The sequence below is a fragment of the Ruegeria sp. HKCCA5463 genome, assembly GCF_013034175.1.
Classification (GTDB): domain Bacteria; phylum Pseudomonadota; class Alphaproteobacteria; order Rhodobacterales; family Rhodobacteraceae; genus Ruegeria.
In genome coordinates, this window is the sequence record NZ_WQFL01000001.1 from 713,566 (window position 1) to 739,893 (window position 26,328).

Below are 26,328 nucleotides of genomic sequence, written 5' to 3' on the forward strand. Positions count from 1 at the left end.
CCGCCATGGCTACGACAGCAGAGGTTCCCTTCGCCATACCCGGTTCTGATTGGTCTGATCCAGGATTTATAGGCGCCGTGGAAGCCACGCTAAAGTTCAGGGCTTCTGCGAGTTTTCAAGAGGACCAAGTTTTTTGAGCAAGAAGGCTATGATCAGCGCATTCCTAGGGACTGTGAGGCCGGTTTGAATATTTCGGTTATCGGCTATGAAATCGGGCATGGTGTTCCAAATGGCTGCAGCGATGTGATGCTTGACTGGTTTGAAGCGGTGAATGCTTTGGGCCAGAGCGCTGCTAGCACAAATCCGATCACGTGAAGATCGATAGGAGCCTGCGATATATGAAAGTCAGATTGTTTTTTGATTTCACACTGAACGCTGATTTTGGGTGGCGCGTCCTTTCATTCTGCCCAAACACTTGCCGAACAAACATGCACAGATTGACCTAAACCACTGGCACCAGTTCAATCCGGGTCGCGACGGCTGCAAAGAACAAAACGCTGCCGACCAACACAAATACGTGCCAGATCGTATTGTGGAACGGCAGCCAATCCAGCAGGTAGAAGGCGACCCCGGCCGTGTACACGAGCCCTCCGGCAATCATCAGCGTGACGATTGTGGGGGACAGGTCAGCCAACATGGATTGCCCGGCCCAGACCACCGCCCAACCCATCAATAGGTATAACGCAAGCCCGAACCAACGGAACCGGTTTGGGTCCAGCATCTTGAGAACCGACCCAAGCGTCGCCGAAGACCACAATCCGAGTAGCAGCCCGGGGGGCTGAGCACCGGACAACAGTAGAAACGGCGTATACGTCCCTGCGATCTTGACGTAGATGCCGGAATGATCGAGGCGCTGCAGGAACCCGCGCCATTCCTCGTTTTCGACCATGTTGTACAAGGCGGAAAACGTGAGCATGAGTATCAGCGTCACCCCGTAAACCGAGGCACCCAGAACCGCAGATTGATCATACCGGTAATAGATGGTCATTGTGATCAGCAGGGGTACGGCAACCAACGCACTTGAGACACCGAGCACATGGACCACACCGTCGCTGATCCGTTCCGTGCGACTGTAAGCTGGTCGGATATGCGCAAAAGACCACATATGAAAAGGCTAGGCGGCAGAATGGCTTCGGGCAAGCGGATCATCCCGAGAGCTATCGATATCGTGATCCAGAATGACAAAACGCCCGCAGAGCGAGCGTTTTGTTTCATATCCGTAATTAAGCGTGAGGATTATTCTTCGGTTTCCTCATCACCCTGATCGGCGATCCGGGCGACGCTGACGACCTCTTCGCCCTTACCGGTGTTGAAAACTTTGACCCCGCCGGCGCTGCGGGACCGGAACGAGATGCCGTCGACCGGAACCCGGATCGACTGTCCTTTGGAGGTGGCCAGCATGATCTGATCGTCGATTTCGACCGGGAACGAGGCCACCAGCGGGCCGCTCCGCATCGCCTTGTCCATCGCCATCACGCCCATGCCACCACGGCCGCGCACCGGATAGTCATGCGACGAGCTGAGCTTGCCGGACCCCTTGGCCGTGATGGTCAGGATCAGGTTCTCGGCCGCCGACATCTCGGCATAACGTTCCTGCGGCAGGATGCTGTCGGCATTGCCGCCATCCTCGTCGGCTTCGGTATCGTCGGTCACGCCGGCCATCAGGCGGCGCATTTTCAGATAGGCGGCGCGCTCGTCCGGGGTGGCCTCGAAATGACGGATCACCGACATAGAGACCACGCGGTCGCCCGCGTTCAGCCGGATGCCCCGCACGCCGGTCGATTTGCGCCCCTTGAACACCCGCACGCCGGTTGTGGAGAAGCGGATCGCTCGGCCGGAATTGGTGACCAGCATCACATCGTCATCGTCCGAGCAGATTCGCGCGTTGACCAGTTCCACGCCCTCGGGCAGGTCCATCGCGATCTTGCCGTTGCGCTTGACGTTGGTGAAGTCGCTCAGCGCGTTGCGGCGCACGTCGCCGGCGCTGGTGGCGAAGACGATCTGAAGGTTTTCCCATTCTTCATCCGGCACATCGACCGGCATGATCGCCGCAATGGAAACGCCGGTGGGAATCGGCAGGATGTTGACGATCGCCTTGCCCTTGCCGGTGCGCCCCGACTGGGGCAGGCGCCAGGTCTTGAGTTTGTAGACCATCCCGTCGGTGGTGAAGAACAGAAGCTGGGTGTGCGTATTGGCCACGAAGAGGGTGGTGACCACGTCCTCTTCCTTGGTCTGCATGCCCGACAGCCCCTTGCCACCCCGCTTTTGCGCGCGGAAATCGGCCAGCGGCGTGCGCTTGATATAGCCGCCCGAAGTCACGGTCACGACCATGTCTTCGCGCTCGATCAGGTCCTCGTCTTCCATGTCACCCGACCAGTCGACGATCTCGGTGCGGCGCGGTACCGCGAATTGTTCGCGGACGCTGCGCAGTTCATCAGCGATGATGCCCATTATGCGTTCGCGCGAGGACAGGATATCCAAGTATTCCTTGATCTTGGCGGCCAGCTCTTCCAACTCGTCCGTGACCTCTTTGACGCCCAGTTGCGTCAGGCGTTGCAGGCGCAGGTCAAGGATGGCACGGGCCTGAACCTCGGTCAGGTTGTAGGTGCCGTCGTCGTTCATCTTGGACAGCGGATCGTCGATCAGGCGCAGATAATCCGCGATGTCGGCGGCCGGCCAGCGGCGGGTCATCAGCTTTTCGCGCGCCTCGGCCGCGTCGGCCGAGGACCGGATCGTGGCTACGACCTCGTCCACGTTCGAGACCGCAACGGCCAGACCGCACAGGACATGGCTGCGTTCCCGTGCCTTGCGCAGGTCAAAGGCGGTGCGGCGGGCAACGACATCTTCGCGGAAATCGATGAAGCTGGTCAGGAAACGGCGCAGGGTCAGCTGCTCGGGGCGGCCGCCGTTCAGTGCAAGCATGTTGCAGCCGAACGAGGTTTGCATAGGCGTGAACCGGTACAGTTGGTTCAGCACCACCTCGGGCGTTGCGTCGCGTTTCAGCTCGACCACCACCCGCACGCCGTTGCGGTCGGATTCGTCCTGAACGTGGCTGACACCTTCGATGCGCTTTTCACGCACGGCTTCGGCGATCTTTTCGATCATCGAAGCCTTGTTCACCTGATAGGGGATTTCATCCACGATGATGGCATAGCGATCCTTGCGCAACTCCTCGACGCGGGTCTTGGCGCGGATGATGACGCTGCCGCGGCCTTCCAGATAGGCCTTGCGCGCGCCGGAACGGCCCAGCATCACGCCGCCGGTGGGGAAATCGGGGCCGGGGACGTATTCGATCAACTGCTCGGACGTCAGGTCCGGGTCGTCGATCAGGGCCAGCGTCGCGTTAACCACTTCGCCCAGGTTGTGCGGCGGGATGTTGGTGGCCATGCCCACCGCGATACCGCCGGCGCCGTTGACCAGCATGTTGGGGAACCGCGCGGGCAGGACGGTGGGTTCCTTGTCCTTGCCGTCGTAGTTGTCCTGGAAATCGACTGTCTCTTTCTCGATATCCGCCAGTAGGGCGGCGGCGGGCTTGTCCATGCGGACCTCGGTATACCGCATTGCCGCCGGGTTGTCGCCGTCCATCGAGCCGAAGTTGCCCTGACCATCCAGCAGCGGCAACGACATCGAGAAATCCTGTGCCATCCGCACCAGCGCATCATAGATCGCGCTGTCTCCGTGGGGGTGATACTTACCCATCACGTCACCCACCGGACGGGCCGATTTGCGATAGGCCTTGTCATGGGTATTACCGGTCTCGTGCATCGCATAGAGGATGCGCCGATGCACCGGTTTCAAACCGTCGCGCAGATCGGGGATCGCGCGGCTGACGATGACCGACATCGCATAGTCCAGATAGGACGTGCGCATCTCGGATTCGATCGAGACCGTCGGGCCGTCATAGACAGGGCGCTCGGGCGGGGTTTCATCCATGTTTTCGGGGATTTCTGGCGTATCGCTCACGTAAACTGCCCGTATTTTGTGCTGGGTCTATATCTTGTGGATGCACCTTATCAGACCCGGCACATAAGGTGCAAGCAAGCAGCGCTCCCCAAGGTTCGAATCCTCGGTAACACCCAAGTAACATATTGTTATCTAAGTATTAGGGGGTTTTCGTGCTAGCCTGAGAATATCGTGCAACAAACCGGAGGTCTGCATGAAGACAAGTGAAACCGAATTGATGCTTAAGGGCTATGGCCTGACAACGGCCGAATTTTTCTATCATATGCCCGATTACGTCCACGTCCTGAATACCTTCATCTGGCAGGAATATGACCTTGCGCCGGATCATCCGAAACTCTTCGAATTCATCGAGTTTTGGCAACGAGAAATAGAAGGGCCGCTGCATTCCGTGAAATTCACGCACCGCAAGATGATCGCACCGGGCGAGTGGCGCAACATGGTTGGCGAGTTTCGCGTGAACTGAGTGATCGGCCAGGTTCGCCTGTGCGTCGGAATTCCTGTTCTCATTTGAGGCAAGTCGCGTATGGTGACTGCCAATCTGATGGCGTCACAGGAAAAAACAATGATCAGAGCCGTTCTCTTTGTTGCAGCGCTTTGCATGACCAGCCCCGTTTTTGCCGAGGGTGTTCTGGACAAGATCAAGAAAGGTGCCGAGAGCGTCGGGAAGACGATCGACAAAGGTGCCGAAGCGGTTGACGATACGATCACGTCCACCTCTGAGCTGCTGTCCAACGAGGCAACACCTGAAGAAACGCGCGCAAAGCTTGACGCGATGGCAGGCGAGATTTTGGATCAGCTTTTGGCGGAAAACCCCGATGCGCGGCCACTTTATGACGTCAGTGCCGGGTATGCGGTGTTCGACTCTCGTAAGGTTACAGTATTTCCTGTGTCGGCGGGCTATGGCCGGGGCGTGGCGGTGTCGAAAGACACCGGGCAACACACATACATGAACATGGGAACGGGCGGGGTTGGCGGCGCCATCGGCATCGGTGGGTTCGAGACCAAATTCGTGATCCTGTTCGAAACTCCCGCTGATCTGGATAAGTTCATAAACCAAGGCTATGACGCGACCGCAGAAACGGGGGCCATGTATGGCGAGGACAAAACGGGCGAAACCCTGCGTTTTACTGATGGCCGCTCGTTCTTTGTTCTCAACAAAAAGGGCTGGCGCGTATCGGCCGGCGCGTCTGGCACCAAGTTCTGGAAATCGCCCGAGCTGAACTGATCAGCCAGAACAGCTGGCCCCGCCCAAAACGCAGAATTTGGCGCAATGAGGGTGGTTCAGATGCACGTCCGCCTCGGCCTCGGCCAGGGTATGACCCATCTCGAACTCGGGCTCATAGGGCAGCAGGGTGCAGGCCAGGACAGCAGGTTTTTCGGCCCCCTTGCGTTTGACCACCATACGGGCGCTGGCGCACATGACGTCGTTGGGGGATTTGTCAAGAATTCCCCAGCACGCGGTGGTGATTTCTGGAACCTCGACAGTTTCGTCCATTTCGGGAAACAGAACGGTCTGAGCCGGGTTCTGCGGGTCAATATCAAATCCGTGCCTGGCAAAGAACCTAGCATAGCCAGCACGGCTTTCCGCGTCTGACTCCCCCCAGACCGTACGCCCGGCGATGGCCATGTTGAAACCGTGGTCGCGCAACCATTCCATACCGGCCAGGGTTTTGTCGAAACTGCCTACGCCGCGCTCTTCATCGTGCAGGGCCGGGCGGAAGTGGTCGACCGAAATGCGCAGAGTCAACATGTGGTTGAATTCCTTTTGCAACCCCAGCAAGCCTTCGCGCATTTTGCGGCGTATCATCGGAGCCATTGCGTTGGTCAGGATCAGAACCTCGTATCCTCGTTCCAGCGCGGCGCGTGTCATGTCGATCATTTCCGGGTTCATGAACGGCTCACCACCTGTGAACCCGATCTCGCGCACGGGCCAATTGCGGGCTTCGATTTGATCCAGGAAATCACGAACCTCGTCAGCCGTGATGTAAACCAAAGCGTCATTGGTCGGGCTGCTGGCGATATAGCAGTTCACGCATTCGATATTGCACAAAGTGCCCGTATTGAACCAAAGGGTCTCGGGCCGTGTCAGGGAAACCTTTGCGCGGGTCTGGCCGTCAGCTGTCACCGATTTGTTTTGAAACTTGCCGATATTGGCGAGCTGAGGGGCGTTGTCTTTCATTCCCGCATCCGGTTCTTAAAGGTCATCGATCTGATCTAGCCCTTTGTCGCGGATTTGGTAAGGGTGACGCAGCGGTTCTGACAGAGTTTTGAACAGAGTGATTTTTTGCCGAATGGTTGCGCTAACATTGGACATGCCGGAAGGGGCGAGGTAAGGACAATTCATGGTTTCACGCGTCATACCTGTTGATCCCTTTGATCTGATCATTTTCGGCGGCACCGGCGATCTGGCGCAGCGCAAGATTCTGCCCGCGCTTTACCGTCGGTTTTGCGCCGGGCAATGGCACGAGGATGCCAGGATTATCGCGGCAGCGCGTGCGGGCCATTCCGCAGAAGATTTCCGACAGATGGTCGCAGAATCGCTTCATCGGCATGCTGCGATCCGCGCTTCGGAGTCCCAGAGAGTGTCTCGTTTTCTACAGCGGGTCGATTATGTCCCGCTGGATGCAGTATCAGCCGAAGGATGGGACCTTCTGGGTGAAAAACTGTCACCCAACCGCGTGCGCGCGTTCTATTTCTCGGTCGGTCCCAGCCTGTTCGGCCCCTTGGCCGAGCGGGTCCGGGCCTATGATCTGGCGACCGAAGATACGCGCATCGTGGTGGAAAAGCCGTTCGGGCATGATCTTGGCAGCGCGCGAGAGCTGAATGCCACGCTGGCGGCGCATTTTGATGAAAGCCAGATCTACCGAATCGATCATTATCTGGGCAAGGAAACCGTCCAGAACCTGATGGCCGTACGGTTTGGCAATATGCTGTTCGAACCGTTGTGGAACAGCCAGTATGTCGACCACATCCAGATCACCGTTGCCGAAACCGTGGGCATCGATGGGCGCGAAGAATACTATGAACGCGCCGGCGCGATGCGGGACATGGTGCAAAACCACCTGATGCAGCTGCTGTGCCTGATTGCCATGGAACCCCCGGCGAAGTTCGATCCGGACGCGGTGCGGGATGAAAAGCTCAAGGTGATCCGGGCGCTTGATCCGGTGGAGCCGCATCACATCGTGCGCGGCCAGTTTTCGGCAGGGCCGGAAGGGGTGGGATACCGCGAATGTGTCGGCAATCCACGCTCGACCACTGAAAGCTATGTGGCGCTGAAGGCGCATGTCAGCAATTGGCGATGGGCGGGCACGCCGTTTTATCTGCGTACGGGCAAACGGCTGGTGGCGCGCTCGTCGGTTATCAATGTGATGTTCAAGGACGCGCCGCATTCGATTTTCGGGGAAGAGGCCGGGCGTCACGCCAATGCGTTGTCGATCCGGTTGCAACCCAACGAAGGGATCACGCTGAAAGTGACGATCAAGGAGCCGGGACCGGGCGGGATGCGGCTGATCGACGTGCCATTGGACATGAGTTTCGCCGAAGCGCTGGGGCCTGAGAATCAAGACCCGCCAGATGCTTACGAGCGCCTCGTCATGGACGTGATACGGGGCAACCAGACGCTGTTCATGCGTGGGGACGAGGTCGAGGCCGCCTGGGCCTGGACCGATCCGATCATCGCCGGATGGCTGGCGCGCGGGGACGTGCCGAAACCTTATGACAGCGGCAGCACAGGGCCGGGCGACGCCGAGCTGCTGATGAAACGTGACGGTCGCCGCTGGCAGGGAATAAAGCCATGAACATTCAGGAATATGCCGACCGGGAAATGCTGGCCATCGATGTGGCAAACGCGTTGGCGGGTGAGCTTGAGGCCGCTTTGTTGCATAATGACACCGTTGCATTGGCCGTCCCCGGCGGGACAACACCGGGGCCGGTTTTTGACAGCCTGTGTGCCGCCGATCTCGAGTGGGACCGTGTGCGTGTTCTGCCTACGGACGAACGCTGCGTGTCGGCTGATCACGAACGTTCGAACGAACGTCTGATCCGGGAAAGACTGCTGACAAACCGGGCATCAGTGGCGCAGTATCTTCCACTTTATGTTCCGGGCGCAGAGCCTGAAGCGGCGTTGCCGGAAGTTGAATCGCTGATCGCGCCGGTACTGCCTTTGTCGGTTCTTGTCCTCGGGATGGGGGAAGACATGCACACGGCCTCGCTGTTCCCGGGAATGGACGGGCTGGACAAGGCCCTCGACAGCCAGGCGCCGACCTTGATCGTCGCCCGGACCGATGTGCAGCCAGAGCCCCGGATTTCTTTGACGGCCCCTGTTCTGGACGGGGCCTTGTCGAAACATCTGATCATCTACGGGCAGGCAAAACGAGACGTATTGGACAAAGCCATGTCGATGCCACCGGAAGAGGCACCGATCGCCGCGGTCCTCAGCGGCATGACGGTTCATTGGGCGGAGTGAGGCAATGCAGTTGGATGCTTTGAAGGCGCTTGCAGCAGCTGACCGCCGTATCGTCGACCTGTTTGCAAAGGATGCAACCCGGGCCGGGTCGTTTTCAGCCTCGACCGGGGATTTGCTGTTCGATTATTCAAAAACGCAGATCGATGAAGACGTGCGCGCTGCTTTGTTGCAATTGTGCGAAGATGCCGGGCTTGCGACGCGGCGCGACGCCATGTTTGCCGGGAAGAAGATCAACGAAACCGAAGGGCGCGCAGTGCTGCACACCGCCCTGCGCAACCTTGATGGTGGGCCGGTTGACGTGGACGGTCAGGACGTCATGCCCGGGGTTCTGGACACGCTGCATCGGATGCGTGTTTTTGCCGAGGAAGTGCGCGGCGGCGCCATTGCGGGGGCAGGGGGCAGTTTCACCGATGTGGTGAATATCGGCATCGGGGGGTCCGACCTGGGCCCGGTGATGGCCACGCACGCACTGGCCCCTTATCACGATGGCCCGCGGGTGCATTACGTCTCGAACGTGGATGGGGCCCACATCGCGGACACGTTGCGCCCGTTGGATCCGGCGCGGACGCTTGTGATTGTCGCGTCCAAGACATTCACCACGATCGAAACGATGACCAATGCGCGCACGGCCCGCGCCTGGATGTCCGAGGGCGGAGGTGATCCGTCCCGCCAGTTTGCCGCCGTATCCAGCGCGCTGGACAAGACGCAGGCTTTCGGCATCCCCGAGGCGCATGTATTCGGTTTCGCCGATTGGGTGGGCGGGCGTTATTCGGTCTGGGGGCCGGTCGGATTGCCGGTCATGATTGCCGTCGGTTCAAATGCATTTGATGCGTTTCTGCGGGGCGGGCAGGCGATGGATCTGCATTTCCGCTCGGCGGATTGGGTGGAAAACATGCCTGTGATGCTGGCGCTGGTCGGCATCTGGCACCGTCAGGTTCTGGGTTGCACCAGCCGCGCTGTGCTGCCCTATGATCAGCGGCTGCTGCGCCTGCCAGCCTATCTCCAGCAGTTGGAAATGGAATCGAATGGCAAATCTGTCGCGATGGACGGATCTTCGCTGGCTGTCCCCTCCGGGCCGGTGGTCTGGGGTGAGCCGGGTACCAATGGCCAGCATGCGTTCTATCAGCTGATCCATCAGGGGACGGATGTCATTCCCTGTGAATTCATGGTCGCCGCCGAAGGGCACGAACCCGAGTTGACCCACCATCACCACCTGCTTTTGGCCAACTGTCTGGCCCAGTCAGAGGCTTTGATGCGTGGCCGGTCTTTGGATGAAGCCCGTGAACTCATGGCAGAAAAAGGCCTTGATGGCGACGAACTTGATCGGCAGGCGCGACACCGCGTGTTTCCGGGCAACCGCCCTTCCACAACGCTGATCTATCCGAAGCTTACGCCGTTCGTTCTGGGGCAGATTATCGCGCTGTACGAACATCGTGTGTTCGTTGAAGGTGTTCTGCTGGGCATCAATTCCTTTGATCAGTGGGGTGTGGAATTGGGCAAAGAGCTTGCCAACTCGCTTGGACCTGTCGTGGATGGTGTCGCCAGTGCTGACGGTAAGGACGGATCAACCGCCGCATTGGTCGCCTACGCGCTGAAACACCGAAACTAAGAGCGAAAAATGCCGCCCACGGCCGTGTTGGGCTGCATTCTTTTATTGTCAGACAATTAAATGATTGGCAGGGTTCCTCCGTAGGAAACGACTGTATTGACGCATCGGGTCACGCCCCAAGCCGTCAATGCCAGATGGATAAGGCAGAGGCCATCCAAGGTCTCGCCAAGGACGGGAGGATGTCCATGCTAGGACAGATGATGACGCAGCCCTTGCTGGTTTCGTCGCTGATCGATCACGCAGACCGCTATCACGGTCAGACCGAGATTGTTTCGGTTGAAACGGATGGAACGGTCACTGAAACCAACTGGTCCGAGATTGCGGTGAATGCCCGACGGATGGCGTCGGCCTTGACCAATCTGGGGCTGGAACCGCAGGACAGGATCGGGACACTGGCCTGGAACAATCGGCGGCATCTCGAGATCTATTTTGCCACGTCGGGCGCGGGCTATGTCTGTCACACGGTCAATCCCCGCCTGTTCCCCGAGCAGCTGACCTTTATCATCAACCATGCCCAGGACAGGGTTCTGTTCTTTGATGCGACTTTTGTTCCGCTGGTGGCTGCCTTGCATGATGCCCTGTCCGAAGTTCGGCATTTTGTCCTCATGGGGCCTCGCAATGAAGAGGCTGCGGCTCAGGTTCCTGATCTGAAATTCTATGACGAGTTGCTGGAGACCGGGGATGCAGGTTTCCAATGGCCCGACCTGGATGAAAAGACGGCCTGCGGTCTGTGCTATACGTCGGGAACCACGGGCAACCCAAAGGGCGTGTTGTATTCCCATCGGTCAACACTGCTGCACAGCTTTGCATCGAACACACGGGATGTGATCGGGTATTCAGCGATGGATGTTGTCATGCCGGTTGTGCCGATGTTCCATGTCAACGCCTGGGGGTCGCCCTACGCCTGCGCCATGTCGGGATCGCGGCTTGTGTTGCCTGGGCCGGATTTGCACGGCGAGGCGCTGGTCAATCTGATCGACACCTATGGCGTGACCTTGGCCATGGGCGTGCCGACCATCTGGCAGGGCTTGCTGGCCTATGCCGCGGCATGCGGAACCGAACTCAAAAGCCTTGAACGCACGGTTATCGGCGGCGCCGCGTGCCCTCCGTCGATGATCGAAACGTTCCGCGAAACCTATGGCGTTGACACGGTCCACGCCTGGGGCATGAGCGAGATGAGCCCGCTGGGCACGACGAATTATCCATTGGCCAAACATCTGAAGCTGCCGCCGGAAGAACAGCACAAGATCCGCCTGAGTCAGGGCAGACCACCCTTTGGGGTCGAATTGAAAATCGTGGACGAAGATGGGAATGATCTGCCGCATGACGGCGAAACCCAAGGCGATTTGATGGTGCGAGGTCACTGGGTTCTGGACAGCTACTTCCAGTTGCAGGATCAGGAACTTTTACAGGATGGCTGGTTCGCTACCGGGGATGTGGCCACTTTGGACCCGGATGGCTACATGACCATTCGCGACAGATCCAAGGACATCATCAAATCCGGTGGGGAATGGATCAGTTCGGTCGAGCTTGAAAACATCGCCGTGGCCCACCCCCAGCTTGCAACGGCCGCCGTGGTTGGTGTTCCGCATCCGAAATGGGATGAACGCCCCTTGCTGGTTGCCGTGAAAGCCGATGGTGAAGAGCCCAGCGAAGAGGATTTGCTTGCCTTTTTCGAAGGCAACATCGCCAAGTGGCAGATTCCGGACAAGGTTGTCTTTGTCGACGCATTGCCGCTGAGCGCGACCGGAAAGGTATTGAAACGCAAGCTTCGGGCCGAGTTCGGCGACGCCCTGACAGGGTAGGTCTGCTGTGTTTTGGGGAATTGGCTCCGGCGGTAGGGATCGAACCTACGACCAATTGATTAACAGTCAACTGCTCTACCGCTGAGCTACGCCGGAACGGTTCGCGCCGTATAGCAATCCGGTTTCCCGACGTCCAGAGGGTGCGTGTGTTTTTCGACGAAAAAAACCGGCATAAATCGATGTGATTTTTGACGGCAATGCAGGTCTGAACGAAGGGGGGATTTTGGCTCCGGCGGTAGGGATCGAACCTACGACCAATTGATTAACAGTCAACTGCTCTACCGCTGAGCTACGCCGGAACTGAGGCGCATATAGCAACCCCGATTCCGGACGTCCAGAGGTTAAGTACGAGAACCATCAAAAAATTTTGCTGTTTTAGCGAACCCGCCGAAAAACAGATGAAACTGACAGTGGGCCAATGGGCGTCACTCTGTTTTTTCCAGTCAGATCAATGAGATGAGCGAAAACGTTGCGCTCGGCTGCGGGCAGCAATGCCGCTGGCGTATCCGTATAGATGCGCTCGGCCAGATGCCGCGCTGTCCCGTCTTCTTCTTCCAATGCGCTCAGAATCTGGGCCTCGCGGGTCTGGCGATGTGTAATCAGCCAGTCCAAACGTTCGGCAGGGCTGGTGATCGGTGCGCCATGGCCTGCATGGAAAACCGACCAGTCGCGCGCGCGCAGCCGATGGCAGGCAGTCATGAAGTCGGTCAGGTCACCATCCGGAGGGGACACCAACGAGCTGGCCCACCCCATGACATGATCCGCCGTGAAGCAGATGTTCTGCCAGGCCAGAGCAATGTGATTGCCCAGATGGCCCGGCGTGTGAATGACCTCAAGCTGCCACCCGTCGCCATTGATGGTCTCACCATCCGCCACTTCGACATCAGGGCGAAACTTGGTGTCGATGCCTTCGCCGCCGCCGGTCAGCCCCTGCGCTGCAAGATCGGTCATGACGGCGCTGCGTCCTGCCTCGGGCCCGCCATAAGCATAAATCGTCGCCCCTGTGCGCGCCGCCAGCGGAGCGGCCAGGGGTGAATGGTCCACATGCGTATGTGTGACAATGATATGGCTGATCCTTTGATCCGGCGCCAAGGAATCCAGAATTGCGCCCAGATGTGCCTCGCTTGCGGGGCCTGGATCGATGACGGCAATGTCGCGTTCACCCAACAGATACGTGTTGGTGCCACGATAGGTCATCGGAGAAGGATTCGGGGCCAGAATACGCCGCAAACCCGGATGCAGTTCCTCTGGCTGGCCGACGGGCGGATCGAAATCATCTGGTGCCTGCATTCTGTGCTCTTTCTCTTGTCCGGGCAGCCCGTTAGGTTTAGCGCATGTCTTCGCACTGGCTCAAACCTTATATGCCTCGCAGTCTTTACGCCCGGGCAGCGCTGATCCTGGTTTTACCTGTGATCGTGCTGTTGCTGGTCGTGGGAATCGCGTTCCTTCAAAAGCATCTTGAGGATGTCACCGGCCAGATGACGCGCGCGGCATCCCGCGAGGTGATGCTGATTTCGACAATGATTGAGGACGCGGAAACACAACAACAGGCGCTGGCGTCGATTCGTCCCGATTTGCAGGCCCTTGAGATGAAGGCCAGGTTTCTGGGCGTCAACGAACAGCCTGAGATTGGCGCGCGGCGATGGTACGATTTCATCGCACCGCAGGTCGAATCCGAACTGTATGCCAGGTTGCCCAATCTTGACGCCGTGGCTTTACCCAGCAGCAAAGAGGCGCGGGTTTATCTGAAGACGCATCTGGGACTGCTGCAATTGACGTTCGATCGGCGCAGGTTGTCGCCCGCGGCCCCGCATCAATTGATCGTCACCATGGTGTTCTTTGCGGTCATCATGACGACGATCTCGTTTCTTTACATGCGGAATCAATTGCGTCCCATTACGCGCCTCGCTGATGCGGCGCAGGCCTTCGGGCGGGGGCGAATCGTTCCGTATTCACCCGGTGGGGCCATCGAGGTGCGCGCGGCGGGAAATGCGTTTCTGGATATGCGGTCGCGGCTCGAACGCCAGATCGAACAAAGGACGTTGATGCTGTCGGGTGTCAGCCACGATCTGCGCACCCCGTTGACGCGTCTGAAGCTTGGACTGTCGATGTTGCCGGAAGACGAGGCCGCACCGTTGCAAAAGGATGTCACGGAAATGCAGTCCTTGCTGGATGCGTTTCTGGATTTTTCGCGTGGGGCTGCCGAGGGATCGACGGAAGAGGTCCAACCGGATGAATTCCTCCGCCAGATCGTGGATGATGCAAAACGGGCCGGTCATCAGGCAGAGCTGATCGCGGTCGAGGGGCAGGGGACGGTCATGATACGCCCCATGGCTGTACGCCGGGCGGTGGAAAACCTAATTGGAAATTCCATGCGCTATGGCAGCCGGGCCGAGCTCAGCCTGTTTCTGAACGCAAAATCGATGCGCATCCGCGTTGAGGATGACGGCCCCGGTATACCTGCGGACCAACGTACAGAGGCGGTAAAGCCTTTCACGCGGCTCGACCCGGCTCGCAATCAGAATCAGGGCAGTGGCGTTGGCCTTGGTCTTGCGATTGTGGCGGATGTCGCGCGCGCGCATGGTGGAGCTTTGCGTCTGTCGAAAAGTGAACGTCTCGGAGGGCTCTGCGCGGACATTATTATCGGGCGATAGACCCCCTGTTATGTCTGCGCCTGGGGTTCAATTTTGTTAATTTGTCTGGCCATGGCATCCTGTCCCCATAGTTTTTTGCTTTTTTGGGGGCGCATAGGATGGTTATCGCAGGATTCGTGAAATTAGCCGAAAAGGGGTTTGTCGGGTGCGCGACACTTGCGGCCCTGCTGCCTCTTTGGCAGTGGTATGACGAAACCGATGAAAGGCGGGTGGAACGTCTGACCGGTTTTATCGGGGCAGGCGATACATGTCTGAAATGGTTGCGGTCCGACCTGATCGAGTCGTTGGCATCCGAGTTGTGGCATGCGTCGCAGCAGGACGTGGTGGATGGCGACGAGGATCTGGCGCCTCTTCCGGTTCAGGTGCGTGCCAATATGGCGATATTTTGCGCTGAAATGCTGGACTATTTGCAGAATGACTTCGGCAAGTTCGATGAGCCTCTTGCCTATGATTATTACATGATGATCATGGATGCGTCGTTCTGGGTCGATCCTGATGAATTCGAGACCTATTTGGAGGCGGTGCATCAAGATCCGAGCCTGTCCGGCAGTCACGAGGATTACAGCTTTGGTGGGCGCGACGGTTATTCCTATGAATGGCAAGTAACCCAAGAGGAGCTTGACGCCTATTTTGGGTTCGAAGATTCGGACGGATAAGCCAGCGCATCAAAGTCCAGACGTCAACAACCCACCCGGATGTTTCGGCGAAATGGTAGGCCCGGAGGGACTCGAACCCCCAACCAAAGCGTTATGAGCGCTCTGCTCTAACCAATTGAGCTACAGGCCCGCCTAGGCGCTTGGGTATCACGGTGAACAGCCGCGTCAAGCCTGACCGTTGCAACAAACGCCACAATAGACTAACCCGCCCGCAAAGCTTTCTTGAGGGACCGGACATGACAGCGGGTAAAAACGGAATCACCTATGCCGATGCAGGTGTTGATATCGACGCGGGCAACGCCCTGGTCGATCGGATCAAACCCGCCGCCAAGCGGACCGACCGCCCCGGTGTGATGAGCGGCCTGGGTGGATTTGGCGCGCTGTTCGATCTGAAGGCTGCCGGATACCAGGACCCGATCCTGGTCGGTGCGACGGATGGCGTGGGCACCAAGCTGCGGATTGCGATTGATACCGGCGTCGTGGACGGGGTCGGCGTCGATCTGGTGGCCATGTGCGTGAATGACCTGATCTGTCAGGGGGCCGAGCCGCTGTTCTTCCTCGACTATTTCGCGACCGGCAGGCTGGATACCGATACGGCGGCGCGGATCATCGAAGGGATTGCCGAAGGCTGTGCGCAGTCTGGCTGTGCCCTGATCGGTGGTGAAACCGCCGAGATGCCGGGAATGTATCCCGATGGCGATTTTGATCTAGCCGGGTTTGCGGTCGGTGCGATGGAACGCGGCGCAGATCTGCCCGCGGGCGTTCAAGCCGGCGACGTCCTTTTGGGTCTGGCCTCGAACGGGGTGCATTCCAACGGCTATTCGCTTGTGCGCAAGCTGGTCGAACTGTCCGGTCTGGGCTGGGATTCGCCGTCGCCCTTCGGAGAGGGCAACCTGGGTGAGGCACTTCTGACGCCCACACGCCTTTACGTAAAACCGGCTTTGGCTGCGGTTCGTGCGGGTGGTGTGCACGCGCTGGCGCATATCACCGGCGGCGGGTTGACCGAAAATCTTCCGCGCGTGCTGCCCCAAGGGCTGGGGGCCCAGATCGATCTGGACAGTTGGCAACTGCCCCCTGTCTTCGGCTGGATGGCGAAGACCGGCAGTATCGTTGAGTCGGAAATGCTCAAGACCTTCAATTGCGGCATCGGCCTTATTGTCGTGTGCACCGCGGACAAGGCGGATGAGCTGTCGGCCCTGCTGGCGGATGCCGGTGAAACCGTCGCTCGGATCGGTACCGTCACGGAAACGCCCGGCGTTGCCTATTCGGGCAAACTGCTGTGAGCCAGAAGCGCGTCGCGATCCTGATCTCCGGGGGCGGGTCGAACATGGTGTCGCTTGTTGACAGCATGACCAAAGATCATCCGGCGCGGCCCTGTTTGGTGTTGTCCAATGACGCGCAGGCAGGCGGGCTGAAAAAAGCTGCGGACCGTGGCATTCCGACCGCAGTGGTTGATCATCGCCCTTTCAAGGGGGACCGCAGCGCCTTTGAAGCCGAGCTTTTGAAACCCCTGCGAGAGGCGCGCCCCGACATTGTCTGTCTGGCTGGCTTCATGCGGGTTCTGACAGCGGATTTCGTGTCTCGGTTTCAAGGACGAATGCTGAATATCCACCCTTCATTATTGCCAAAATACAAAGGGTTACACACCCATGCCCGCGCGATTCAAGCCGGAGATTCCGAACACGGCTGCTCGGTGCATGAGGTGACGGCGGCACTGGATGACGGCCCGATTCTGGGCCAGGCACGGGTGCCGATCCAAGGCGATGATACACCGGAATCGCTGGCTGCGCGGGTGCTGGTGTGGGAACACAAACTCTACCCCGAAGTGCTGCGGCGCTTTGCAGAAGGCAACAGGTCGCCCGTCCTGTTGCCGTGAACGCTCGGTGGGTGATTTACACCCGTGCAATAATCGGCCTATGGTCGTCGACAACGCTCGGGACGAGGACAAAAACGGGCAGGCACAAAAACAAGAGCGATACTAGTACGGCGCATGAAAACCCTGACGACGACGCAAGAGCTGGCCGATTTCTGCAAGGCCGCCGAAGGCTATCCCTATATCACGGTCGACACCGAATTTCTGCGCGAGCGGACGTATTACTCCAAGCTGTGCCTGGTGCAATTGGCTGTCCCGTCCGAGGATGAAGACAGCGCGGTTCTGGTCGATCCGCTTGCCGATGGTTTGTCGCTTGACCCGCTTTACGATCTTTTCCGGAATGAAAGCGTGGTCAAAGTGTTCCATGCTGCCCGCCAGGACCTTGAGATCTTCTGGGTCGAAGCCGGCGTTTTTCCCAAGCCGCTGTTCGACACACAGGTCGCAGCGATGGTGTGCGGGTTTGGCGAACAGGTCGGCTATGAAACTCTGGTCCGGAAAATCTGCAAACAAGGCGTTGATAAGACTTCTCGGTTCACCGACTGGTCCCGGCGCCCGTTGACCGATGCTCAAAAAAACTATGCTCTGGCAGACGTGACGCATCTGCGCGGGATCTACGAGCGTCTGGCCGCAGAACTTGAAAAGACGCAGCGCAGCCACTGGGTTGCCGAAGAATTGCGGACGCTGACACAGCCTGCCACATATGACATCCGCCCTGAAGATGCATGGAAGCGGGTAAAGACGCGCACGAACTCGGCCAAGTTTCTGGCCGTGGTGCGGGAATTGGCGCAGTTTCGCGAGTCTTATGCGCAGGAAAACAACGTGCCCCGGAACCGCGTATTCAAAGACGACGCGCTGATCGAGCTGGCATCGACCAAACCCAAAACACATTCGGATTTGGGCGGATCCCGCCTGTTGCTGCGCGAAGCCCGCAAAGGGGCGATCGCCGAAGGTATTCTGGCAGCGGTCAAGCGTGGCGTGAATTGCCCGCCCGACAAATTGCCCAAGGTCGACACTTCGCGCGACAAGCTCAAGGTCAATCCGGCGCTGGCTGACCTGCTGAGGGTTCTGCTGAAGTCCAAAACCGAAAGTTCAGGTGTGGCGGCGAAATTGATCGCCACAAGTGCGGACCTGGATCAGATTGCGGCCGGTGAGCGGGATGTTCCAGCCTTGTCGGGATGGCGGTTCGAGGTCTTTGGCGAGGATGCTCTCAAGTTGTGCGAAGGAAAGATCGCCCTGGCGGCCAAAGGGCAGTCGGTCAAGGTCGTGTCCCTGTAACGGCGCTTACCGGCGCCGTGATTCCAATGCGTTCTGTTGTCCGACCACGCGGACCAGCCGAATACCTTCCAGTTCCTGCTTCGAGACATTGATGGCGTCCGATACCATCCGGGTACGTTCCGACCCTTGCGGCGTCTCATAGCTGGGGTAGTTCACACGGAACACGAATTCCAAAGTTCCGTTCTTCTGGTTTTCTTCCTTTTCAACAGGAACCAGACGCGCGTTGAATGCCCCCTGTCGTACAGCCGTGCCAGACGCATAGATGATCGCGCCGGTGGGGGTTGGGTCGATGCGCAACTCGTCGATCTGACCAATTGGAATGCTGGTGTCTTCGGCATCGGGGCGGGAAAACAGGCCGGTTCCTCCGCCTTGCTTCGGAACCAGTGCGTCGGCGGCATTTGGGTCGGGCGGTGTTTCGGCTTCGACAGATCTGCTGGATCCGAACCAGTTTGAAGGGTTCACCCGAGAGTCACGCCAGCTGCTGCATGCAGTCAGGGCCAGCGTGGCGATGATGAGAACGGACAGAGATTTTTGCATGGACCCACAGACTTTCACACGAGTTCAGGCAATGGGTTAGCGCATATTCTTCGCGTTGAAAAGCCACCGCGGGGGCTGGACAGTGGCGGGTCACCGGCTTAGGTCACAATTGTGAATGCAACCAAAGGATCACCGCATCATGGCCACGCCCGCCTTTGAAGAGATTGTCGAGGATTTCGAGTTTCTCGAGGATTGGGAAGACCGGTATCGCCATGTCATCGAGCAGGGCAAGGCGATGGAGCCGTTGGACGACGCATTCAAGGTTCCGGCGACAAAAGTGCATGGATGCGCCAGTCAGGTCTGGCTGCATCCGATGATTGAATCCGGCGTCTTCAAGTTCGATGGTGACAGCGATGCACTGATCGTGCGTGGGCTGATCGCTGTTCTTCGGTCCTTGTACAACGGTTTGCCCGTGGCCGAAGTTCCCAAAGTCGATGCGGGGGCGGAACTGGCACGCCTTGGCCTGAACGACCACCTGTCCGCTCAGCGCTCGAACGGCCTGCGGTCGATGATCGAACGCATCCGGCAGGTCGCACAGGAAAACGCCTGACCTCATCTTGGGCGGTTTGCCCAGTCCGACAGCGTGTTTTCCAGATCGCCGTAACCGGTGAACCGGCGTTCGAATTCAAGGCCCATTCGGTCTGCACATTCGCGCGCGCGTTCCGTCAGCTCTGGGCTGTCGATCTGGGCCTGATAGACAAGTTTGGTGTAATTGCCGAAATACATGTCACGCAGTTCCGGGTGGCGGTCCAGGCCCAGTGGTTTCCAGACAAAGGCGTCGAATTGCCGGGCCAGGAAATCTGTCAGATAGAACGCGGTTGTTTCGTCTTCTCCGCGGTCCTGAAAGGCCTGATTTCCTTCGAAAAAGGAATAGCAATGGGGCCCCTTCACCATTTCGACCCCAAGTTTCTCGCAGGCGGCCTGAAGCAGACCCCCGGTGCCGCAATCGGCGTAGACGATGTAGATCTTGTCAAAATCGCCTTGATGCTTGGCGACGGCGTCTTCCACGGCCTGGGTGATCCGTTCCGGGTGAACGTGCAGGATCGCCGGCAGGCAGGTCAAAGCCATGTGATCCCAGCCATTCCGTGTTTTGATGTCCAGTATTTCGCGCGCAAGAGCGCCACAGGCAATCAACAGGATGCTTCCCTTGCCTGTATCGTCATAGCCCTTCGAGGTCAGGCTTGCATCATCTGGCAGGGATTCGTTTGACATCACTTGGCATCCTCCGGAGCTTTAGCCATAGGAGGATGATTGAGGCCGTTGGGCAAGCCCCGATCCGACATCTCATGTCAGGCCGCCGACGCATGCGCTTCAAACGCAGTCAGTAGGGGCCGGGCCAGCGGGCCGTACGCGGCAACACCGTTCACCGACAGTTCCGGAAACAGCGACAGGATTTCTTGCCGTGCGGCAGACCCGAGACTGTCCCAGATATGCGCGCCGGGATGAAAGCTCTCGCTCAGGCAATCTTCGGCCCAGAGCAGCTCATGCCGGTCGAACAGCAAGTGGATGTAGGTCACCACCCCTCCGGGCCGCATTATGATGTCGGACCCGTTCACGAGATGTTTGGCAGGCGTCAGGGCTTCGCAATGTCCGGTGTGCAGCTCGAGACGCCAATCCCCAATCAGCATGCGGTGCTGTTGTGACACCATAAGGTCGCGCGTGTTTCTGATGGCGCCCGCTTTGAAAAGAACAGGCGCATGCGGACCCGTTGCCTTGACGGTTCGCCGCCCCATCCAACGCAGGGGTTGCAGCCCATGATCATGGGTTTCAATCCGGTCGCCGACGGACAGGGTTTCAATCGGTCGCGCGCCTTGCTCGGTGCGGATCATCGTTCCGGGGGTAAAGCAGGGCACCAGATCCCAATCTTCACGGCGGGATGTCAGGCCTGAATACCGGTTTCCGGCAAGGCTGTTGAGCGTGATCGAGCGGACAGGGCCAGCCTCCAAGGCGGATTGGTCCGAATTGTCCGAGAATTCCGGCATCAGATAGGTGTTGCCATCCACATCCTGCGCCACAACTGCGGAAATCCTGGCAGTTGATCCGTCAAAATAGGTGATCGTGGCGTTGTAGACCGAAGTGCCATCGAATGTCTGAGGCGGCCCGCCATCGATCGAAAACCGATCATTGGCCGACATGTTGTTCATGTTGTAGTACGAACCCGGATTGCCGACCGCGCTCCAGGTGACGCTGTTGTGAGCCAGCGGATCGTCGGACCCGCCAAAGGTTTTCCCCACAAGCGCCGAAGCGTTTTCAGCTGTGTTGTTGCCTTCGAAACTGTCGATATCGACAAGTTTGCCGAGCGAGATGGCCGTGAATGTAGTCGGCACGAGACCCCCTGAGGATGTGGATGCCTCGTTCTTTTAGACCTGCTTTGGTTTAATATTGGATAATCCGGATCCTCCGGTGACGAGGCGCTTCAGAATCAAAAAGGCCGCCCGGATCGGACGGCCTTTCAATCAGTATTGTTCGGGTCTTAGCCAGCCAGTTGTTAGCCAGCCAGTTGATTGTGCTTGCGGCCCACGAATTCCTTGGCGGTTTCCACTGCAACAGCTGCGTCGCGGCAATAGGCATCCGCGCCGATGGCTTTGCCGAACTCTTCATTCAGGGGCGCGCCGCCGACCAGAACGATGTAATCGTCGCGAACGCCCTGTTCGACCATCGTGTCGATGACCACTTTCATGTAAGGCATCGTAGTGGTCAGCAGGGCTGACATGCCCAGAATGTCGGGTTGTTCGTTTTCCAGCGCTTCCAAGTAGTTTTCGACCGGGTTGTTTATGCCCAGATCGACAACTTCGAAGCCAGCGCCTTCCATCATCATCGAAACAAGGTTCTTGCCGATGTCATGGATGTCGCCCTTCACGGTGCCGATGACCATCTTGCCGACGCGCGGTGCACCGGTTTCGGCCAGCAGCGGTTTGAGAATGGACATGCCGCCTTTCATGGCGTTTGCGGCCAGCAGAACCTCGGGGACGAACAGGATGCCGTCGCGGAAGTCATGGCCCACGATGGTCATACCGCCAACCAGAGCCTTGGTCAGGATGTCATAAGGTGTCCATCCGCGTTCCAGCAGGATGTTGGTACCTTCTTCGATCTCTTCCTTCAGGCCATCGTAGAGATCGTCGAACATCTGCTCGACCAGTTCGTCGTCATTCAGTTCGGACAGGACGATGTCTTCTTCGTCGGACATGGGGTATTCCCTGTGCTGGGCGGGCCATCGACCCGTGGTGGCATTTTTTCCGTTTTGGCCAAAACGTCGCATCGTGACTGTGACGATTGCGACGTCGGTCGTTTCGGGACCGACCTATAAGCCAAAAAATGGGGGGGCTCGATAGAAAAGTCTGCAAGATTATCCTGCAGACTCTTCAACTAACTTCAATCCAACGAAGATTTGGCGGGGGTTGCGTCAAATCGGCGACAGGCCTATGTTTGCGCTAGAACAAAAGAAGAACATACTGACATGAACATCGCGCGGACGATCAAGGCAAGAGGAACAACGACGAACGAAGCTGGTCGGTTTGAACGCTTTGCCACCACGCCCGCCGAAGACGGGTGGGACATAGAGGAAGAATTGCCGCCGCTGCGTACCGAGACAAGCGAAGAGGTTGCGCGCAGCGCTATTACTTATAACCGATCCCCTGACTTGCCTTTCGATCGGTCGATCAACTCGTACCGGGGATGTGAACATGGCTGCGTTTACTGTTTTGCGCGGCCCAGCCACGCGTATCTTGGGCTATCGGCAGGATTGGATTTCGAAACCCGCCTGATCGCTCGACCCAACATGGGGCGTGTTCTGCGCAAGGAATTGTCCGCCAGATCCTACAAAGTCGCGCCGATTGCAATTGGTACGAACACGGACCCGTATCAGCCGATTGAGAAAAAGCACATGATTACAAAATCATGTCTTGAGGTTTTGAGTGAGTTCAACCACCCGGTCGCAATCGTCACCAAGGGTACCCTGATAGAGCGGGATCTGGAGTTGCTTGCCGACATGGCAGGCCGGGGGCTGGTGCGGGTTGGTATTTCGCTGACAACGTTGGATGCGGAATTGTCCCGCCGGATGGAACCACGGGCGCCGTCGCCCCTTCGGCGGTTGCGCGTGATCCGAACGCTGACGGAAGCGGGCGTTCCGGTGCGTGTCATGACGTCGCCCATCGTGCCGGGGCTGACGGATCATGAACTGGAAAGCCTTCTGGAAGCCGGGAAAGAGGCTGGTGCGGATGCCGCAAGCTGGATCATGTTGCGCCTGCCGCGCGAAGTATCGCAGCTTTGGCAGGGCTGGCTTGCCGATCATGAGCCGTCGCGGGCGGAAAAGGTCATGTCCAAACTGCGGGAAATGCATGGAGGGCGGGACTACGATCCGCGTTGGGGGCACAGAATGCGGGGCGAGGGTGAGTATGCCGGGATTATCGCTCAAAGGTTCGTGAAGACCTGCAAACGTCTGGGGCTGTCCATAAAATCGGCCCCGTTGCGTTGCGACTTGTTTGCGGTGCCGCAGCAGCCCGGGGATCAGCTGAGCCTGTTCTGAGGTCTTGCGCCCCGGCTTGCCCGGTGCTGTCTTGCGCGGGAAAACACCGGGTCTTCGCGCTCTCATTGCTTCAGCCCAAACAAAAAGACCCCGGCAGTACCGGGGCCTTCGAAACAGATTGACGTGAGGCGCGTATCAGCGATTTTCGATATCCACGTAGTCGCGCAGCGTTTCGCCTAGGTACAGCTGACGCGGGCGGCCGATTTTGTTTTGCGGATCGGCGATCATCTCTTTCCACTGGCTGACCCAGCCAACAGTGCGTGACAGGGCGAAGATCGGCGTGAACATCGAGGTCGGGAAACCCATCGCTTCGAGAATGATGCCCGAGTAGAAGTCGACATTTGGGAACAGCTTTTTGTCGGCGAAGTACGGGTCTTCCAGCGCTTCGCGTTCCAGTTCCTTGGCAACCTGCAATTTCGGGTTGTCTTCAACGCCCAGCAGATCAAGAACTTCGTCAGCCGATTGCTTCATCACTTTGGCGCGCGGGTCGAAATTCTTGTAAACGCGGTGACCAAAGCCCATCAGGCGGAACGGATCGTTCTTGTCTTTGGCGCGGGCAATAAACTCGGGGATGCGATCAACGGTGCCGATCTCTTCCAGCATCTCCAGGCAGGCCTGATTTGCGCCACCATGTGCCGGACCCCAAAGGCAAGCGATGCCGGCGGCGATACAGGCAAACGGGTTTGCCCCCGAGGACGACGCCAGACGCACGGTCGATGTCGAGGCATTCTGTTCGTGATCCGCATGCAGCGTAAAGATGCGGTCCATGGCGCGGCTGAGGATCGGGTTGACCTCGTATTCCTCGGCAGGAACGCTGAAACACATGCGCAGGAAGTTCGAGGCATAGTCCAGATCGTTGCGCGGATACACGAAAGGCTGACCAGTGTGATACTTGTAGGCCCATGCAGCAATAGTCGGCATCTTGGCGATCAGACGATGCGATGCGATTTCACGCTGCTGCGGGTCCGAGATATCCGTTGAATCGTGATAGAAGGCCGACATCGCGCCGACAACGCCGACCATGATGGCCATCGGGTGCGCGTCGCGGCGGAAACCGCGATAGAAATACTGCATCTGCTCGTGCAGCATGGTGTGGCGTGTGATCGTGGTCTCGAATTTCTCAAGATCCTTTGCCGCCGGCAGTTCTCCGTACAGCAGAAGATAGCAGACTTCGAGAAAATGCGATTTCTCGGCTAGTTGGTCGATCGGATAGCCCCGGTGCAGCAGTTCGCCTTTTTCGCCGTCGATATAGGTGATGGTGCTGTCGCAGCTTGCGGTCGAAGTGAACCCGGGATCGTAGGTGAAGACGCCGGCCTGACCATAAAGCTTGCGGATATCAATGACATCCGGACCAGCGGTCGGAGAATGAACAGGCAACTCATACTCTTTGCCGTGAACGGTCAGAGTGGCTGTTTTGTTGCTTTCGGTCATGGTTGTCCCTTCTTCATTCATGCGCACGCCAGAGATACCTCCGGTGATACGGGCAATGACTGCGCGTGGACGCGCAGTCCGGGTGTTAGCGGAGCAGCGTTACCCCTTTATGAAGCTTGGGTTATTTCGCTGCTTCAGAAAGCCGCGCCAGGGTTTCTTCCCGTCCCAGCACAAGCATCATGTCAAAAACCGAAGGCGTAACGGCCCGACCCGCCAGGGCGGCCCTCAGCGGACCGGCCAGCTTGCCGAATTTGAGCTCCTTTGACTCGGCAAAGGAATTCAGTGCCTCCTCCAGTTCGTTCCGCGACCAGCTAACATTTTGCAGATGCGGCGTCAATTCCGTCAGTATACCATCGGATACAGTTGCCAGTGCCTTTGCCGCCTTTTCATCCGGAACGATCGGGCGGTTTGTCAGTGCAAAATGAGCCTTTTCAAGCAGTTCCGGGAAAGTGCGCGCCCGGTCCTTGAGGCAATACATCGCACGTTCCAGATCACTGGATTGTGTTTCGGTAAGGGGCGGAAGGTCTGCTGCGGCCAGATATGCTTCGATCTCTTGCCGCAGTGCAGCATCATCCGAGATTGCGATATGCTGTCCACACAGGTTTTCAAGCTTTTTCAGATCAAACCGTGCAGGGCTTTTGCCGATCCCGTCCAGATCGAACCAGTCCTTTGCCTGCGCATCCGTGAAAAACTCATCGTCGCCATGACTCCAGCCCAGCCGGGTCAGGTAATTGCGCATCCCGGCTGCGGGATAGCCCATGGCCTGATACTCCTGCGCCCCAAGAGCACCATGGCGCTTGGACAGCTTCTTGCCATCCGGCCCGTGAATCAGCGGGATATGCGCCCAGACCGGAACGTCCCAGCCCATGGCTTCGTAGATCATCATTTGCCGCGCGGCATTGTTGAGGTGATCGTCGCCGCGAATGACATGGGTGACACCCATGTCGTGATCGTCGACAACGACTGCCAGCATGTAGACGGGTGTTCCGTCCGAGCGCAGAAGAATCATGTCGTCCAACTGGTCATTGCGGATGCTCACATCGCCCTGAACCTGATCGTGGATCACGGTCACCCCGTCCTGAGGCGCCTTGATGCGTATGGCAAAAGGTGCATCCGGATGTGTAGCAGGATCGGCGTCACGCCATGGGCTGCGGAACAGGGTTGATTTCCCTTCGCTGCGCGCCTGGTCCCGGAAAGCCGCGATTTCTTCCTGGGTCGAGAAACACTTGTAGGCCTTGCCCTCGGCCAGCAACTGATGCGCGACCTCGGCGTGACGGGCGGCCCCTTCGAACTGGCTGATCACGTCACCGTCGTGATCAAGGCCAAGCCAGGCCATGCCCTGAAGGATCGCGGCGGTCGCCTCGGGTGTCGAACGTTCGCGATCGGTGTCTTCGATCCGCAGCAGGAATTTGCCGCCCCGACCACGCGCATACAGCCAATTGAACAATGCAGTGCGCGCGCCGCCGATATGCAGGAAACCGGTGGGCGAGGGGGCAAAACGAGTGACGACCTGTTCAGTCATGGTGAGGATTAAC

At 58.3% G+C, this 26,328-nt stretch carries 24 protein-coding genes and 3 tRNA genes; 14 read left to right on the forward strand and 13 right to left on the reverse strand.

Annotated elements, in window-relative coordinates; translation table 11 throughout:
* Positions 1-183: 183 nt before the first annotated feature.
* Positions 184-315, forward strand: a complete 132-nt coding sequence (locus GOW09_RS22760) for a hypothetical protein (RefSeq protein ID WP_256368121.1) — start codon at positions 184-186, stop codon at positions 313-315.
* A gap of 127 nt (positions 316-442) precedes the next feature.
* Here GOW09_RS22760 and GOW09_RS03560 read toward each other — a convergent pair whose 3' ends face one another.
* Together GOW09_RS03560 and gyrA are read right to left on the reverse strand one after the other, a co-directional pair.
* A complete protein-coding gene (locus GOW09_RS03560) occupies positions 443-1,105 on the reverse strand; it encodes a hemolysin III family protein (RefSeq protein ID WP_171115698.1) in 663 nt (220 codons plus the stop codon).
* Positions 1,106-1,236: 131 nt separating this feature from the next.
* Positions 1,237-3,963, reverse strand: a complete 2,727-nt coding sequence (gene gyrA, locus GOW09_RS03565; RefSeq protein ID WP_171115700.1) for a DNA gyrase subunit A — start codon at positions 3,961-3,963, stop codon at positions 1,237-1,239.
* Between the two features lie 193 nt (positions 3,964-4,156).
* On the opposite strand from gyrA, the gene GOW09_RS03570 reads away from it, so the two are divergent.
* A complete protein-coding gene (locus tag GOW09_RS03570; protein WP_152458119.1) occupies positions 4,157-4,426 on the forward strand; it encodes an usg protein in 270 nt (89 codons plus the stop codon).
* 99 nt (positions 4,427-4,525) lie between these two features.
* Complete coding sequence (locus tag GOW09_RS03575; RefSeq protein ID WP_216603509.1) at positions 4,526-5,188, forward strand: hypothetical protein; 663 nt, start codon at positions 4,526-4,528, stop codon at positions 5,186-5,188.
* Here GOW09_RS03575 and GOW09_RS03580 read toward each other — a convergent pair whose 3' ends face one another.
* Positions 5,189-6,142, reverse strand: a complete 954-nt coding sequence (locus GOW09_RS03580; protein ID WP_171115702.1) for a radical SAM protein — start codon at positions 6,140-6,142, stop codon at positions 5,189-5,191. It abuts the gene before it with no gap.
* Between the two features lie 163 nt (positions 6,143-6,305).
* Between GOW09_RS03580 and zwf the strand changes: the two genes are divergently transcribed.
* The 4 genes from zwf (at position 6,306) to GOW09_RS03600 (ending at position 11,842) form a co-directional block, all read left to right on the forward strand.
* On the forward strand, positions 6,306-7,760 hold the full coding sequence (gene zwf / locus GOW09_RS03585; protein ID WP_171115705.1) for a glucose-6-phosphate dehydrogenase: 1,455 nt from the start codon (positions 6,306-6,308) through the stop codon (positions 7,758-7,760).
* Positions 7,757-8,428 carry a 6-phosphogluconolactonase gene (gene pgl / locus GOW09_RS03590; protein ID WP_171115707.1) on the forward strand — a complete coding sequence of 224 codons (672 nt, stop codon included), beginning with the start codon at positions 7,757-7,759 and terminating at the stop codon, positions 8,426-8,428. Before zwf ends, pgl begins: the two co-directional genes overlap by 4 nt.
* A 4-nt stretch (positions 8,429-8,432) precedes the next feature.
* Positions 8,433-10,037, forward strand: coding sequence for a glucose-6-phosphate isomerase (pgi, locus tag GOW09_RS03595; RefSeq protein WP_171115709.1), 1,605 nt, complete (start codon positions 8,433-8,435; stop codon positions 10,035-10,037).
* A gap of 185 nt (positions 10,038-10,222) precedes the next feature.
* Positions 10,223-11,842 (forward strand): long-chain-fatty-acid--CoA ligase, encoded by a 1,620-nt coding sequence (locus GOW09_RS03600; RefSeq protein ID WP_171115711.1) that lies wholly within the window; start codon positions 10,223-10,225, stop codon positions 11,840-11,842.
* Between the two features lie 21 nt (positions 11,843-11,863).
* Here GOW09_RS03600 and GOW09_RS03605 read toward each other — a convergent pair.
* The 3 genes from GOW09_RS03605 to GOW09_RS03615 all read right to left on the reverse strand — a co-directional run bounded on the left by GOW09_RS03605 (position 11,864) and on the right by GOW09_RS03615 (position 13,132).
* A tRNA-Asn gene (locus GOW09_RS03605) sits at positions 11,864-11,938 on the reverse strand.
* A gap of 128 nt (positions 11,939-12,066) precedes the next feature.
* Positions 12,067-12,141, reverse strand: a tRNA-Asn gene (locus GOW09_RS03610).
* Positions 12,142-12,217: 76 nt separating this feature from the next.
* Positions 12,218-13,132 (reverse strand): MBL fold metallo-hydrolase, encoded by a 915-nt coding sequence (locus GOW09_RS03615; RefSeq protein WP_171115713.1) that lies wholly within the window; start codon positions 13,130-13,132, stop codon positions 12,218-12,220.
* A gap of 44 nt (positions 13,133-13,176) precedes the next feature.
* On the opposite strand from GOW09_RS03615, the gene GOW09_RS03620 reads away from it, so the two are divergent.
* Both GOW09_RS03620 and GOW09_RS03625 read left to right on the forward strand, forming a co-directional pair.
* Complete coding sequence (locus tag GOW09_RS03620; RefSeq protein WP_171115715.1) at positions 13,177-14,496, forward strand: ATP-binding protein; 1,320 nt, start codon at positions 13,177-13,179, stop codon at positions 14,494-14,496.
* A gap of 116 nt (positions 14,497-14,612) precedes the next feature.
* Positions 14,613-15,152, forward strand: coding sequence for a hypothetical protein (locus GOW09_RS03625; RefSeq protein WP_171665438.1), 540 nt, complete (start codon positions 14,613-14,615; stop codon positions 15,150-15,152).
* Between the two features lie 53 nt (positions 15,153-15,205).
* Here GOW09_RS03625 and GOW09_RS03630 read toward each other — a convergent pair.
* Positions 15,206-15,282, reverse strand: a tRNA-Ile gene (locus GOW09_RS03630).
* Positions 15,283-15,388: 106 nt separating this feature from the next.
* Between GOW09_RS03630 and purM the strand changes: the two genes are divergently transcribed.
* From purM to rnd, 3 genes are all read left to right on the forward strand, one after another.
* On the forward strand, positions 15,389-16,435 hold the full coding sequence (gene purM / locus GOW09_RS03635; protein WP_171115719.1) for a phosphoribosylformylglycinamidine cyclo-ligase: 1,047 nt from the start codon (positions 15,389-15,391) through the stop codon (positions 16,433-16,435).
* Positions 16,432-17,028, forward strand: a complete 597-nt coding sequence (gene purN / locus GOW09_RS03640; RefSeq protein ID WP_171115721.1) for a phosphoribosylglycinamide formyltransferase — start codon at positions 16,432-16,434, stop codon at positions 17,026-17,028. Before purM ends, purN begins: the two co-directional genes overlap by 4 nt.
* 114 nt (positions 17,029-17,142) lie before the next feature.
* Positions 17,143-18,300 (forward strand): ribonuclease D, encoded by a 1,158-nt coding sequence (rnd, locus tag GOW09_RS03645; RefSeq protein ID WP_171115723.1) that lies wholly within the window; start codon positions 17,143-17,145, stop codon positions 18,298-18,300.
* 6 nt (positions 18,301-18,306) lie between these two features.
* On the opposite strand, the gene GOW09_RS03650 is transcribed toward rnd, so the two are convergent.
* The gene (locus GOW09_RS03650; protein WP_171115725.1) at positions 18,307-18,837 is read right to left on the reverse strand and encodes a hypothetical protein; all 531 of its coding nucleotides are present in this window, start codon (positions 18,835-18,837) and stop codon (positions 18,307-18,309) included.
* A gap of 139 nt (positions 18,838-18,976) precedes the next feature.
* Between GOW09_RS03650 and GOW09_RS03655 the strand changes: the two genes are divergently transcribed.
* The gene (locus GOW09_RS03655) at positions 18,977-19,387 is read left to right on the forward strand and encodes a SufE family protein (RefSeq protein ID WP_117868838.1); all 411 of its coding nucleotides are present in this window, start codon (positions 18,977-18,979) and stop codon (positions 19,385-19,387) included.
* 2 nt (positions 19,388-19,389) lie between these two features.
* Here the strand turns inward: GOW09_RS03655 and GOW09_RS03660 are convergent, their stop codons facing one another.
* The 3 genes from GOW09_RS03660 to GOW09_RS03670 form a co-directional block, all read right to left on the reverse strand.
* Positions 19,390-20,049 carry a DUF1638 domain-containing protein gene (locus tag GOW09_RS03660; RefSeq protein ID WP_171115727.1) on the reverse strand — a complete coding sequence of 220 codons (660 nt, stop codon included), beginning with the start codon at positions 20,047-20,049 and terminating at the stop codon, positions 19,390-19,392.
* 77 nt (positions 20,050-20,126) lie between these two features.
* Positions 20,127-21,164 carry a Hint domain-containing protein gene (locus GOW09_RS22515; protein WP_171115729.1) on the reverse strand — a complete coding sequence of 346 codons (1,038 nt, stop codon included), beginning with the start codon at positions 21,162-21,164 and terminating at the stop codon, positions 20,127-20,129.
* A gap of 161 nt (positions 21,165-21,325) precedes the next feature.
* On the reverse strand, positions 21,326-22,024 hold the full coding sequence (locus GOW09_RS03670) for a B12-binding domain-containing protein (protein ID WP_152458104.1): 699 nt from the start codon (positions 22,022-22,024) through the stop codon (positions 21,326-21,328).
* Between the two features lie 270 nt (positions 22,025-22,294).
* Here GOW09_RS03670 and GOW09_RS03675 point away from each other — a divergent pair, with 270 nt between their 5' ends.
* A complete protein-coding gene (locus GOW09_RS03675; protein WP_171115731.1) occupies positions 22,295-23,362 on the forward strand; it encodes a PA0069 family radical SAM protein in 1,068 nt (355 codons plus the stop codon).
* 135 nt (positions 23,363-23,497) lie between these two features.
* Here the strand turns inward: GOW09_RS03675 and gltA are convergent, their stop codons facing one another.
* Positions 23,498-24,793 carry a citrate synthase gene (gene gltA / locus GOW09_RS03680; protein WP_171115733.1) on the reverse strand — a complete coding sequence of 432 codons (1,296 nt, stop codon included), beginning with the start codon at positions 24,791-24,793 and terminating at the stop codon, positions 23,498-23,500.
* A gap of 121 nt (positions 24,794-24,914) precedes the next feature.
* The gene (gltX, locus tag GOW09_RS03685) at positions 24,915-26,315 is read right to left on the reverse strand and encodes a glutamate--tRNA ligase (RefSeq protein WP_171115736.1); all 1,401 of its coding nucleotides are present in this window, start codon (positions 26,313-26,315) and stop codon (positions 24,915-24,917) included.
* Between the last annotated feature and the right edge of the window lie 13 nt (positions 26,316-26,328).

Excerpts from the sequence above, each read along its gene's own strand:
- GOW09_RS03600 (WP_171115711.1), top strand. The coding sequence starts at position 10,223 with ATGCTAGGACAGATGATGACGCAGCCCTTGCTGGTTTCGTCGCTGATC.
- pgl (WP_171115707.1), top strand. The coding sequence starts at position 7,757 with ATGAACATTCAGGAATATGCCGACCGGGAAATGCTGGCCATCGATGTG.
- GOW09_RS03655 (WP_117868838.1), top strand. The coding sequence starts at position 18,977 with ATGGCCACGCCCGCCTTTGAAGAGATTGTCGAGGATTTCGAGTTTCTC.
- GOW09_RS03575 (WP_216603509.1), top strand. The coding sequence starts at position 4,526 with ATGATCAGAGCCGTTCTCTTTGTTGCAGCGCTTTGCATGACCAGCCCC.
- GOW09_RS03650 (WP_171115725.1), bottom strand. The coding sequence starts at position 18,837 with ATGCAAAAATCTCTGTCCGTTCTCATCATCGCCACGCTGGCCCTGACT.
- GOW09_RS03560 (WP_171115698.1), bottom strand. The coding sequence starts at position 1,105 with ATGTGGTCTTTTGCGCATATCCGACCAGCTTACAGTCGCACGGAACGG.
- GOW09_RS03615 (WP_171115713.1), bottom strand. The coding sequence starts at position 13,132 with ATGCAGGCACCAGATGATTTCGATCCGCCCGTCGGCCAGCCAGAGGAA.
- gltA (WP_171115733.1), bottom strand. The coding sequence starts at position 24,793 with ATGACCGAAAGCAACAAAACAGCCACTCTGACCGTTCACGGCAAAGAG.
- GOW09_RS03675 (WP_171115731.1), top strand. The coding sequence starts at position 22,295 with ATGAACATCGCGCGGACGATCAAGGCAAGAGGAACAACGACGAACGAA.
- gltX (WP_171115736.1), bottom strand. The coding sequence starts at position 26,315 with ATGACTGAACAGGTCGTCACTCGTTTTGCCCCCTCGCCCACCGGTTTC.
- GOW09_RS03570 (WP_152458119.1), top strand. The coding sequence starts at position 4,157 with ATGAAGACAAGTGAAACCGAATTGATGCTTAAGGGCTATGGCCTGACA.
- purM (WP_171115719.1), top strand. The coding sequence starts at position 15,389 with ATGACAGCGGGTAAAAACGGAATCACCTATGCCGATGCAGGTGTTGAT.
- rnd (WP_171115723.1), top strand. The coding sequence starts at position 17,143 with ATGAAAACCCTGACGACGACGCAAGAGCTGGCCGATTTCTGCAAGGCC.
- GOW09_RS03620 (WP_171115715.1), top strand. The coding sequence starts at position 13,177 with ATGTCTTCGCACTGGCTCAAACCTTATATGCCTCGCAGTCTTTACGCC.
- GOW09_RS03670 (WP_152458104.1), bottom strand. The coding sequence starts at position 22,024 with ATGTCCGACGAAGAAGACATCGTCCTGTCCGAACTGAATGACGACGAA.
- GOW09_RS03580 (WP_171115702.1), bottom strand. The coding sequence starts at position 6,142 with ATGAAAGACAACGCCCCTCAGCTCGCCAATATCGGCAAGTTTCAAAAC.
- GOW09_RS03660 (WP_171115727.1), bottom strand. The coding sequence starts at position 20,049 with ATGTCAAACGAATCCCTGCCAGATGATGCAAGCCTGACCTCGAAGGGC.
- zwf (WP_171115705.1), top strand. The coding sequence starts at position 6,306 with ATGGTTTCACGCGTCATACCTGTTGATCCCTTTGATCTGATCATTTTC.
- pgi (WP_171115709.1), top strand. The coding sequence starts at position 8,433 with ATGCAGTTGGATGCTTTGAAGGCGCTTGCAGCAGCTGACCGCCGTATC.